Below are 11,884 nucleotides of genomic sequence, written 5' to 3'. Positions count from 1 at the left end.
AACAGTATGAAAACAGAATGTATTGGTGATCACGTAAAGCTGAATGGCAAGCTTTACCCTTGTACAGTGAGTTTAACCATGGATTTGGTAGGGGGGAAATGGAAAGCTGTTATCTTATATCATTTAAAAGAGGAAGCAAAAAGATACAATGAGCTCCGTAAGGAAATGCCTTCCGTTACGGAAATGACACTGAGTTTGCAGTTAAAGCAGCTGGAGAAGGATGGTTTGGTGGCCAGAAAGGTACAGGGGAAAAAGCCGCCCATCAAGGTCATCTATAGCCTGACCGATTTTGGCAAAACGTTCATTCCTGTTTTAGAGGCGATTACTGCATGGGGCAACCAGGCCGTTAAGGAGAAAGGGGAGTTTATTGCCGGTTAGTACGGGCTCACCCCGCAGGATAAAAGAATACTTTCTGGGACCGGAAAAATGTCTCTGGTAGCGGGTCTTGATGAACAAAGGGCAAACCTTCCTGGAAGGTTTGCCCTTTGTTTTGTGTATTATTTTTTCGGTGCCGGAGGCATCATTTTAGGAGGGAGCTGTTCGTATTGGTACATCAGGTTAATTTTCCCGTCTTTGTCAAACCGCCAGGTTTCCTGTAGTTCCTGGGCGGTCTTTTTTCCTTGGGCGTTCGTTGAAATCTGCCGGGTCCATATTACCACCCAATCTTCTTTTTTGTCCTTGCTTCTGAGCGGTATCCAGGCGTGGATAGAATCAACGACCTGGCCCATCGGTTCTCTTTTCTTTTTAGCAAGAACAAAGAGGCTGTCTTTGCCACCGGCATACATCATACCATCGGAGAAGAATATGGTGTCATGATCGGCGAAAAAGGGCTTTGCATTGTCAAGCATGTTGTTGTCCCAGTGTTGGTACACCGTCAGCAGTGTTTGTACGTTTTTTGCATCGCCGATCTCAAAATCCGAAGAATAAGTCGCCATGTAGGGATATGTCATGTTTTCCTGTTTGGCTGGTTCGGATTCGGAGGTCTTTACAGCTTCCGTTTTAGATGGGTTGGGGGTGGAGGTACAGGCTGCCAGGAAAGCAATCGATACGAAAAGGGGAATTTTTTTCATAAAAATGGTTTCTAAATTTTAAATAATAAATAAAGTCAAAGGGAATGACTAAAAAGCGGAGGGATGGGGTTCGATACTTCTTACAAGATAAGAAATTTTATGGAAAATGAGTGGAATTTACCAGCTGTATGTTTCGGGTAGGGTATCAGGCTCTTCTTTTATTCAGCTTTAGCATCAGGACCGATGGCTAAAGCTGAATAAAGAGATGGAGTTTTTGGGACATTTATTTACCTGTATGAATTAATTCGGGTTCGCCAACGGCGCGGATCTCTACTTTCACATTAGCACCGTTCTCACCGGAGTATTTTCCGTCGAACGCAATTTCATTGGGACCTTTTGATAAAACCGGAATGGATTTATTCAGTTCAATGGTTTGCTGCAATTGCCATTGTTTGTTGTACAAACGCACCGTTTTACCATCACATTTGAGGAATTGGTTCCGTTTAAGGCTTACCGGCAGTAACAGCGCATCCTGTTGGTTAATGGTAATGGTTATCTGATCAAAAGTGACATCCGGGTCAAAGTCCTTACCAGGTGCGAATGAAATGATAAAAGCCACAGGCTGGGCGGCTGCCGGATTATTAAACTGGAAGGTAGAGAAAACAGGTTCCCCGGGTTGTTTCAATTTCTGTGTATGGCTAAAATAGGCATTGTACACCGGTGTCAGCTGGTATTCCTGATTGCCGGTCATCTTCAGGTGAAATTCATGCTTCAGGCTTCTCATTTGTTCTTTCTGGGCTTCGCTAAAGATATTTTTCATGCGTGCCTGTTCCCAGGTTTTTATTAATTCCAGCAGCTCATTTTTCAGTCCGTGTTTCTGCAGTGTTTCCAGGCTGGTTGACAGGCCGAAGCCGGCATTGTATCCTGCCCCCAGCGCCAGCATCCATTCTATATCTTCCGGCGTTGTTTCCGGCCGCAGGCTGAACCAGCCTAACATGGAAGGCATGAGGTTACGGCGGAAGAACTGTTGATTCTTCAACCGCAATTGCAACTGGCTTTCCCTGAAACCTGCATACCAGGGTTCTCCCCAGTTCATCCTGGTATAAATATGCCAGAAGTAATGAGCGGGCATGCTGGCATCATTGATCACTTTCCCCTTTAATTCGGGTTTCAGGTTATCGTACCATGTTTTGGTAAATAACTGCTTCGCGTATTGGCCCATACCGGAAGAAAAGCACCCCTCGAGGCCATCGAAGGATATCTGCATAAGGCCGGTTTCGTTGAAAAGACGTGCAAGGGTCTTCGACATTTCTTCCTGTAATGCGTAGCTGGTGAGAAATACTTTGTATGGATGGTCCATCAGCTTGCCGATGGAATCATGTTGCGCATGAGGGGCAGCATGGGTACCAAAGGCGCCCCGCTGACAGTCCAGCAGCTTCCAGGGAGCAGTGGCGGACACACTTCCGTAGCGGATAATTTCGCTGCCGATGGCCACCGATTTCAACGTATTATTCTGAAACTGTTGGAAGAAAACCGGGTCTTCTATCCCAATCTCTTTAGTATTTGCGTCAATTGCTTCGCTGAGCCATGAATAACCGACTTTCGCCAGTCTTGGGTCTGCCATCGGTGTTACATATGGATCGTTGGTAGTGATGAAGTTGGACAAGGTATGTACACCCAGCCGCACGCCCGCTGCTTTGGCAATGTCTACACACTCCTTCATACTGGCCCAGTTTTGCGGAAATTCGTTGCTGTGCAGTTTGAACTGTCCCCAGTTGTCGAAGGGATCACCATGATAAAGATAGCGCAGGCCTGCCTGTTTGGTGACCGCTATTGCCTCTTTCAGATTATTGACGCCAAAGTCCATAATGAGGTACGACTCGGAGGCGTGCACGGACTGTTTTCCCCATTCTCCGTCCAGCAGCGGATGCGGTAGTCCTTCTTTCAGTTCAATCTGTGAAATGGTGGGCAAAACATCTGCATTGGCCACGCCAAACAGTGCGATCTTGCTGCCAACTACGCCACCGTCCTGGAATGCGGGCGCCAGGTAAGCAGTATGTCCCCAGTTTTCGATCACCCTGTCTTTGCTGCGATTGCGGCAGTATGCCTGTAATACAGCGCCATTGTCTGTAGGGCGCGCCACATCTCCCCTGAATAACTGCTTGTGCAGGTCATTTTCTACTACGTCTACTTTATTCCCGCCTTCAAATACGTCGTACGATGGTTCGATGTCGCTTTCTGTATGAGGGTATCCTCCCAGCGTTTTTACATTCAGGGCCTGGATACCGATGGCAAATTCCTTGCTACGTGCCACACCTACTACCTCGCCGATCGTGTCCGCTATGGTGACAGGATATGGTCCCCACAATACCAGGTCCACTTTGTCCTGTGGGGTCAGCTGTGTCAGTTCGAAGCTGATGTAGTTGTCGTTACGCTGCACCTTTACTTTTGCTTCAACACCAGTCTGAGGGTAAAACAGTGCCAGCTCCGATTTTTTAGCGTTCCAGGTGCAACTGCCGGGAGCGTAAATATGCTGGTCTTTTTTTATGCTCATCAGCGCGGTGGCTTTGTCTGCAATGAGAAATTCCTTTTGCAGGGAGAGGCTCTTCATACTGGTGATCTTACCGGAATTATCCAGTTGAAGGCTCCATTGTTTGGTGGTAAATTGTACCTGTGCAACAGCTGGCAGCATGGCTACTTTTATCAAAACAGCCAGTGTGAGTAATAGACTTTTTTGCTTCATGTCGAATGTTTATATGCATAAGGGAGTCCGTAAGCGGACTCCCAACGGGCAAATTGCAATTTCTAACCTGGAAATACAGGCTGTATATTGTCCTTTTATGCCGTTATTTTTGCTCTCTGTAGATTAAGCTGAAACCTGTATGCTGCACATGTTGCAGCCTGTTTGTCTGATGTTTTTTTAGTTGAACAGCAGCTCGTCTGTGAACAGCCAGGCATGTTTCCCCTTGCCGGGATGCCAGGATGGAAGGATGGCTGGTGTCATGATGATCTTCATATACGATACCTGCGTAACCGGAAAAGCACAATCTATATCCATCACCGTAACCGGATCATCCTTTTTACCTGCGGGCGGGATGATTTTTTTCAGCAGTTTGAGCTGCTGCGGGCTGGTGCCGCCCCATACTTCAATCTGCTGTGGCAGGAAGATGAATGAACCGACGTTACGCAGCGAGCCTATGGTTACCGACTTAAGCGGTACCGGTTGAGGGAACCATACAATGGCTTCGAGCGCATTTTTCGTATAACCGAGCCATTTACCATTTTTATAGTCCATGCCGCCCTTTTGACCGTCTGTCAGGGTGCTGCCGCCACTGGCGAAGTAAGCCCCTTCCGGCTGGGTGACCAGTGTGATGCTGTCTGGCGCATACGTGGTTTTGACAAGCTGCAGTTGTATCGGATCGCTGGCATACCATCCCTGTTTACAGGCGATAGCGCGTACAGTGGTATTGCCGGTGATCAGGAGGCTGTCTTTAAAAACCGGCGAATGAAGACTGTCGGGTGCGCTGCCATCAATAGTATAACGTATTTCCACACCTTTCACGGGATGTTGTAGCTTCAGCTGTATACTGTTCCTGAAAACGGATGCCGCATTGGGTAAAGTCGGCTGATTCAATTTCAGTTGTTCCCCTTTATCATTGGTAAAGCCTTCTACCACAGTGACCTGCCGGAGCATTTTTTGTGCCTGCTTAACATCTGCGTGGGAGAGGCTGGTATTCCATACATACACCTCTTGCAGGGCAGGTGCGGATTTCAGGCTGGTAAGCTGTTGCAGCGTGACCGGCGTGCCGGATAAAGAAAGGCTTTGCAGGTGCGGCAATTTAGTGAGTGTGGCCAGTGTTTGTCCGGTGATATTGCTAAAGCTCAGGTTGAGCACGCGTAACTGTTTAAACTGCGATAATACCACCAGATCGGCATCCTGCACCGGCATCTTCTGCAAGTGCATTTCTATTAACTGCTCCTTTACCGGCAGCAGCTCCCTGACGGAGGTGATGTTGAATTTGTCTTTGTTATACCAGTTTGCTACCAGTGGAGCGGCGTGTAACGCTATCGGGTATACGACGCGGTAGTTGTTGTTCAGCTGCCGTACCAGTTTATCATCAGCGGGAGAGAAATCATATACCGGTTCTTTGGATGCCGCGGGTTGCAGGCGCGCAGCGGCCAGCAGCCGCAGACTGTCGCGTGCTGGCAGCGATGCCACTTGCGTTTTGAAATCCGCGCCTCCTTTGATCCAGTAATAAAGCAGGGCCACTTCCTCTTCGGTGAGTTGGGGTTTGCCTGCCGGAGGCATATGTTTTTTATCTTCTGCCGGGAGATGCAATCTTTCCATCATCAGGCTGATGGCAGGATTACCCGGGATGAACAACTTGCCGCTTTTGCCGCCGGCGAGCAGCTGCTGGGGCAATTCCATCGACAGGCCGCCTTTCGCTTTTCCTGCATTGTGGCAGTTCATACATTTTTCTTCCAGTACAGGTTTCACGAGATGTTCATACACAAGGGCTTTCTCCAATGGCACAGCGGTGTTGTGCGGGGTAACAGGCGCCAGCACGAAATTATTGCCATGGGTGATGTTAGCGCCGAAATGGCCGGTCGCCAGCAATAGGGCTGCTGTTGCCAGCGCCCCTGTCTTTGGCAGCCAGGGCTTAGGGTAGGACCGGAGCCAGTACAGTGAGGATGCGGCCCATAATACGGCCATTCCACCCCATTTATGCCATTGTATGTTACCATCGGTATAACCTTCTTCCCGGGCGAGCAGCAGCCCCATGATAACGGTAACGGCTGTACTGAGAGCCCCCGCCAGCAGGAGCCAGGAGGTGAACTGCGTTTTCCAGCGGCTAGCCTCCGGTTCACGCAGCTGCACAAACAGCAACAGGCTGCCCAACAGCAGCAGTACAATCGGGAAATGCAGCGCCAGCGGGTGCATACGCCCCACTACCTGCAACCAGGCCGGTACAATGGCCTTGCTGCCGGCGATGAATAAAACCAGCGCGAAAATATTAGCGGCAAACAAAAGCTGGCTGCCGATGTGCTGCCAGCGGATACGGTTCCACGTCATTATACCCTCCTGAGTTTATATGGGTACACTTTGCCGGAAGCCCATTGTGCTACATAAACATTTTCATCATTATCTACACATACATCGTGCGGGTGAACGAACAGTTTCTCTGCCTGTTTCATGGGCTGCAACTGCTGACCGTTATACACCGGCGCGGTGCCGCCAATATTGGACACTACCTTGTTGTTTTTGTCGAGGATGGTAACAAAACCGCTGCCGCTGAGATTCATGTCAGGAGAGCGTAATACGGCGGCATAGAGGTGATCGCCTTTGATCACCGGACGGCATACACAGGCGCCGGGCAGGGATATCACTTCCAGCAGCTGACCACTCATGGTGAAACGCTTGAAACAATTGCGGGTGCGGTCGGTCACCAGCAGGGTAGGCGTACCCTGGCGGCGGTCGATGCAGATACCATGGGCATTGTCCAGGTGGGCATCGCCTTCACCGCGGCCGCCGAAAGTATGCAGCAGCTTGCCCTGACGATCGTAGTGCATGATGTACTGCGCGCCATATCCATCTGCTATGTAAATATCGCCCTCATCAGTGATGGTGGTTTCTGTGGGCACAAATTCTTCCTTCTTTTTGTAGAAGCCCGTTTCTGCGGGATAGTCGATGGTCATCACGATCTTGCCGTCCATCGTAGTTTTATAGACCTGGTGTTTATCTGTGTCGGTGATGAACAGGTATTCGGTGCCATTTTCATTGGCCAGGGTAAGACCGTGTGCGCCGGGGAAGTCATGCCCCCAGTATTCCAGTAGTTTGCCTGATTTATTGTAAACGAGGATATTGTTCTTCGTTTCGTTGGTAAGGAGGATAATACGGCCTTTTTTGTCCTGCACCATCTCATGACAGTCCTTCACGGGATGCCGGCTGCTGTCGAGCGTGCCCCAACGGGTGTCGAGGGTGTAGCGCATATCCTGATGGCCGTATACCGGGCCTTTGGGACGGGCAAAGAGGTCGCGGGAAATGTAAAATGACGCGGTAACTAACGCAGATGCTTGTATGAATTTTCTTCTCTCCATGAATCGTATTTTTTATCAGGCCATCAGCCCTGGTATAACTTTTCCTGCTACGTCGGTGAGCCGGTAGCGGCGGCCCTGGTGTTTGAAGGTGAGTTTTTCGTGGTCCAGCCCCATGAGGTGCAGTACGGTGGCGTGGAAGTCATGCACATGCACAGGATCTTTGACGATATTGTACCCGAACTCGTCGGTTTCGCCATAAACGATGCCAGGCTTTACACCGCCGCCGGCCATCCAGATGGAGAAGCAACGCGGATGGTGATCGCGGCCGTAATTGTCGGCGGTCATTTTACCCTGGCAATAGTTTGTTCTGCCGAATTCGCCACCCCATATCACGAGTGTTTCATCGAGCAGGCCCCGTTGTTTGAGATCGGTGATCAGCGCAGCGGAGGCACGGTCTACATCCTTTGCCTGGCCAGCCATTTCATTGGGGAGGTTACCATGCTGGTCCCATCCCTGGTGATAGAGCTGCACGAAGCGTACCCCACTTTCGGAGAGCTTCCGCGCCAGGAGGCAGTTGGCGGCAAAAGTGCCAGGGACAAGGCATTCAGGTCCATATAGTTTGATGATGTCATCTGATTCTTTCGAGAGATCGGTCAGTTCCGGCACGGCTGTCTGCATGCGGTAGGCCATCTCGTATTGCTGGATCTTGGTGCTGATCTCAGGATCACCAAAGTCTTTGTAGGACTGGTCATTCAGGGAGGCCAGCTGGTCGAGCATCTGGCGGCGGTTGGCCATATCAATGCCTTCGGGATTGTTGAGATACAGTACCGGGTTGTCGCCGCTGCTGAACTGCACGCCCTGGTGGATACTATCCAGGAAGCCGTTGGACCACAGTTTGGAGTACACGCCCTGACCATTGCCTTTACCGCGTGACAGCAACACACAGAAGGCGGGCAGGTTCTTGTTTTCGCTGCCGAGGCCATAGCTCATCCAGGAGCCAAAGCTGGCGCGGTTTCCCTGTTGTGCGCCTGTCTGGAAAAAGGTGAGTGCCGGATCATGGTTGATCGCTTCGGTGAACATCGACCGCACGATACAGATATCATCTACTATCTGTGCGGTATGCGGAAAGAGGTCGCTCACCCATGCGCGGGCTTCTCCATATTGTTTGAAATCATAGTGGGAGCCTACCAGGGGGAAGGAAGACTGTCCGGCGGTCATGCCCGTAAGCCTTTGTCCCATGCGTATGGATGGAGGCAGTTCCTGGCCCATCATCTCACGCAGTTTTGGTTTATAGTCGAAGCTCTCCAGTTGGGAAGGAGCTCCGTTCTGGAACAGGTAGATGATCCTTTTGGCTTTGGGTGCGAAGTGTGGCATACCGGGAATGAAGGGCGCTTCATTGATGCTGCTTTTTCCGAACAGGTCGGGTATCAGCAAAGAACCAAGTGCTACGCTACCGATGCCTAAACTGAGCCGTGACAGGAACTTCCGGCGGTTCATATTCAGGTGGTGCTCTATGAATTCGTTTTTCATCTTGTCATTTTTTAAGAGAGAATGATGGTGAAGCGGGGATGATCATTACCGGGTTTATGTTTTGGACAGTGTTTCTTCTAGGTTATAAATGGTAGTGATCACCTGCATCATGGCAGCCCAGGAGGCCTGGTCAAGGTTCGCTGCCATCGGATATTCACCGTGGTGCAGCAGTTTAGCGGCATTGGCCGGTTGCTTTTTATAGTACGCTTGTTGTTGTTCGTAGTATTGCAACAGGGCAGCCGTTTCCTGTGCCTGCGGTGTACGGCAAACGATCAGGCGGAAGGCTTGTTGTATATGCTGTTGTATGCCGTTGTTTTGTTGCAGCAGGCGGGATGCCAGTACCCTGGAGGCTTCCAGCACGGTAGGGTCGTTGAGCATCATGAGCGCCTGCAGCGGTGTGTTGGTAGCGGAACGTTTTACTTCACACTGATCGCGGTTGCTGGCATCGAAGATCATCATAGAAGGTGGGGGCACCGTTCTTTTGATGAACGTGTAAAGTCCGCGGCGGTAAAGGTTTGCGCCGTGGTCCTGCCGGTAGGTAGAGAGCTCTCCCCGGCCGGAGGTGGCCATTTCCCACAGTCCTTTGGGCTGGTAGGGTTTTACGCTGGGACCGCCTACTTCATGTACGAGCAGGCCGCTGCTTTGCAGTACGAGATCGCGCACGGTTTCTGCCGGGAGGCGGAAACGCGGCCCTCTTGAGAGGTATATGTTCTCCGGATCGGCTTTCAGTTTCTCCCGGGTGATGACGGCAGATTGACGGTAAGTGGATGACATCACCAGTTGTTTTACCAGTCTTTTGATGTTCCAGCCATGTTGCCTGAAATCTGTTGCCAGCCAGTCGAGCAGCGCAGGGTTGCTGGGCAGTTCGCCCTGCATACCGAAATCGCCGGTGCTTTTTACGATGCCTCTGCCAAAAAAATCCTGCCATACCTGGTTCACGAAAACGCGGGCCGTGAGCGGGTTTCCGGGATCAAAGAGCCAGTTGGCCAGGCCCAGCCTGTTGGTAGGATAGCTGGCAGTGTTGAAGGGCAATATCGACTTTGGCGTAGCGGGTGTTACTTCCGTAGTGGGATTGTCGTAGTTGCCGCGGCCCAGTATAAATGTTTTTCTTGTTGTATCTCTTTCTCCCATCACCGATACGATCAGCCTGGCGGTGTCCTGTTTGTTGAGGAAGTGCAGCACGCCTTTGAGATCTTCTTTGGTGATCTCCATATATGGCTTTTTGGCATAGGTTTCAGAACCACCTACAGTTGATTCCAGTCCCACTTCCTTTACGTTGTTGAAGAAGGCGAAGACCTGGTAATATTCTTTCTGTGAAAAGGGATCATATTTATGATCATGGCAGTGGGCGCATTCCAGGGTGATGCCCAGCAGGCTTTTGCCGAAGGTGTTGGTACGGTCGGTGACATATTCGACGCGGTATTCTTCATCTATTACGCCGCCTTCTTCGGTGATTTTATGGTTGCGGTTGAAGCCTGATGCCAGCAGTTGTTCGCGGGTGGCATTGGGGATCATATCGCCGGCCAGTTGCCAGGTCACAAAATCCTTGTAGGAGAGGTTGTTGTTGAAAGCGTGTATCACCCAGTCGCGCCAGGGCCACATGGTGCGGTAGTTGTCGTCCTGGTAACCATGGGAGTCCGCATAGCGGGCCACGTCCATCCAGTGAACGGCCATTTTCTCTCCATAGGCGCTGTCTTGCAGCAGTTCATCCACCATTCGTTCATAGCCCTTGTCGCTGGTATCTTTAGCGAAGCGGTCCATCTGCGCTACCGTAGGAGGTAGGCCGGTGAGGTCCAGGCTGAGGCGTTTTAACAGCCGTTCGTGGTCTGCCGCAGAATTGGGTGACAGGCCTTTCTCCGTCATCTGTGCGAGCGTGAAAAAGTCGATTTCGTTGTGCGGCCATTTGCGGTCTGCTACCTGCGGAAGTGCAGGGGCGGCTGGCGTAACGAACGCCCAGTGCGGTTTGTATTTAGCGCCTTGTTTAATCCATTTCTCGATCAGTTTTACTTCAAAACTGCTGAGCACCATGTTGCTGGCCGGTGGCGGCATACGCATGGAGGTGTCGGTGCTGCTGATGCGCTGGTACACTGCTGATGCCATAGGATTGCCGGGCACCAGTGCATGTGCACCGGGGTCGTCTTTCAGCGCTTTGTAGGCGCTGTCGGCAATGTCGAGACGCAGACCAGCTTCGCGTTTATTGGCGTCCGGGCCATGGCAGGCAAAACATTTGTCAGACAGGATGGGCCTTACGTGGAAGTTATAGTCCACTATATCAGGCATCTTATCAGACGACTGGTCCTGCGCATCCTGTTGGTGGCAGGCCGTAAAGAAGGTAAGGATGCAGGCGGCAGCCTTTACATAACGTTGGAACATAATCTGGTTTTCGGTATATTATTGTTCACTATTGACCTGAATGATATACATTATCCTGTGCTATAGGAGCGCGGTACGCCCGATGGCGGGCATACCTATGCTATTTTGATTTTGATCGATGCTTTTTTTGCTTATCCTAGCTATCCAACAAGTTCATATGTATGAACATAAACAAATATAGTGTTTCTATTCACAAATTTGCAAGGAGGAAATATTTTTTTTAGGAACGGTAAACAGGTGTCTCCTAACGGCGGGAGATTATTGTGCGAATATCGGGCAGTGACGGGGAAGGTTTGGGAGGTTATCATTAAAAGATGCTACTGCTGCATTTCATTTTCACGGGACAAGTCAAGCCGGCAGCATACATCCGCTGTACGCCGCCGGCCATCATTATTTAAAATCGATTATTTCAGAGCATCCAAACACCAGGTAATTGTTCTTGGAGGTGAATGAAGGGGCTGCGCTATAATAGTAAGACCATGTTCTGCAACCGGACGTACAGGAAGGGTCAATATTGGAATTGAGCCATGTGTTTCGGCAGGTAGCAGTGAGGGCCAGCATAGAATAGTTGGGGCCGCTCATGAGCGTTGCGGTTCCGGCGGAGTAATTGATCAGGTATGTATAGGCATACATATTAGGGGCATCTGCGGGATCAATCGCTACCCCGTTCCACTTGCTGGGATAGTAGGTAGTCGTTAATCTGGTTGCCGCCTGGCCGTGGCTGTTGTTAGGACTGATAGCATCGTTATTGGTGCCAAAAGTGAAACCAGTCGTTGCAAAGGCGCTTATCGCAACGAGGGATACAAACAAACGAATTTTCTTCATTCGAACTACAGGTTTAATGGTGAACGATGAAAATAACGATACCTACTGCGGGGAGAATGCCATTGTTCCTGCGACCGTAAAGTTTTTGCATTGTAAAATTGTACAGG

8 protein-coding genes are annotated in these 11,884 nt (G+C 50.4%); 1 reads left to right on the top strand and 7 read right to left on the bottom strand.

All coding sequences use genetic code 11. The annotated features are described in order from the left end of the window. The first annotated feature begins 6 nt into the window (after positions 1–6). The gene (locus tag HHL17_RS22960) at positions 7–378 is read left to right on the top strand and encodes a winged helix-turn-helix transcriptional regulator (protein ID WP_169227117.1); all 372 of its coding nucleotides are present in this window, start codon (positions 7–9) and stop codon (positions 376–378) included. 119 nt (positions 379–497) lie between these two features. On the opposite strand, the gene HHL17_RS22955 is transcribed toward HHL17_RS22960, so the two are convergent. From HHL17_RS22955 to HHL17_RS22925, 7 genes are all read right to left on the bottom strand, one after another. Continuing rightward, positions 498–1,070: a hypothetical protein gene (locus HHL17_RS22955; RefSeq protein ID WP_169227116.1), complete on the bottom strand. Its 573-nt coding sequence runs from the start codon at positions 1,068–1,070 to the stop codon at positions 498–500. A 223-nt stretch (positions 1,071–1,293) separates the two neighbouring features. Next, complete coding sequence (locus tag HHL17_RS22950; RefSeq protein WP_169227115.1) at positions 1,294–3,753, bottom strand: hypothetical protein; 2,460 nt, start codon at positions 3,751–3,753, stop codon at positions 1,294–1,296. A 177-nt stretch (positions 3,754–3,930) separates the two neighbouring features. Beyond that, positions 3,931–6,084, bottom strand: a complete 2,154-nt coding sequence (locus HHL17_RS22945; protein ID WP_169227114.1) for a c-type cytochrome domain-containing protein — start codon at positions 6,082–6,084, stop codon at positions 3,931–3,933. Beyond that, a complete protein-coding gene (locus HHL17_RS22940) occupies positions 6,084–7,109 on the bottom strand; it encodes an NHL repeat-containing protein (RefSeq protein WP_169227113.1) in 1,026 nt (341 codons plus the stop codon). Before HHL17_RS22940 ends, HHL17_RS22945 begins: the two co-directional genes overlap by 1 nt. 15 nt (positions 7,110–7,124) lie before the next feature. Then, entirely contained in the window at positions 7,125–8,579 is a 1,455-nt protein-coding gene (locus tag HHL17_RS22935; protein WP_169227112.1) for a DUF1501 domain-containing protein, read from the bottom strand. A gap of 54 nt (positions 8,580–8,633) precedes the next feature. Then, complete coding sequence (locus tag HHL17_RS22930; RefSeq protein WP_169227111.1) at positions 8,634–10,952, bottom strand: PSD1 and planctomycete cytochrome C domain-containing protein; 2,319 nt, start codon at positions 10,950–10,952, stop codon at positions 8,634–8,636. Positions 10,953–11,342: 390 nt separating this feature from the next. Beyond that, a complete protein-coding gene (locus HHL17_RS22925) occupies positions 11,343–11,777 on the bottom strand; it encodes a hypothetical protein (protein ID WP_169227110.1) in 435 nt (144 codons plus the stop codon). Positions 11,778–11,884 lie beyond the last annotated feature (107 nt).

This window comes from Chitinophaga fulva, from assembly GCF_012927205.1.
Taxonomy (GTDB): domain Bacteria; phylum Bacteroidota; class Bacteroidia; order Chitinophagales; family Chitinophagaceae; genus Chitinophaga; species Chitinophaga fulva.
Note: the sequence above shows the minus strand (reverse complement) of the source record. Positions and strands in the feature narration are given on the sequence as shown.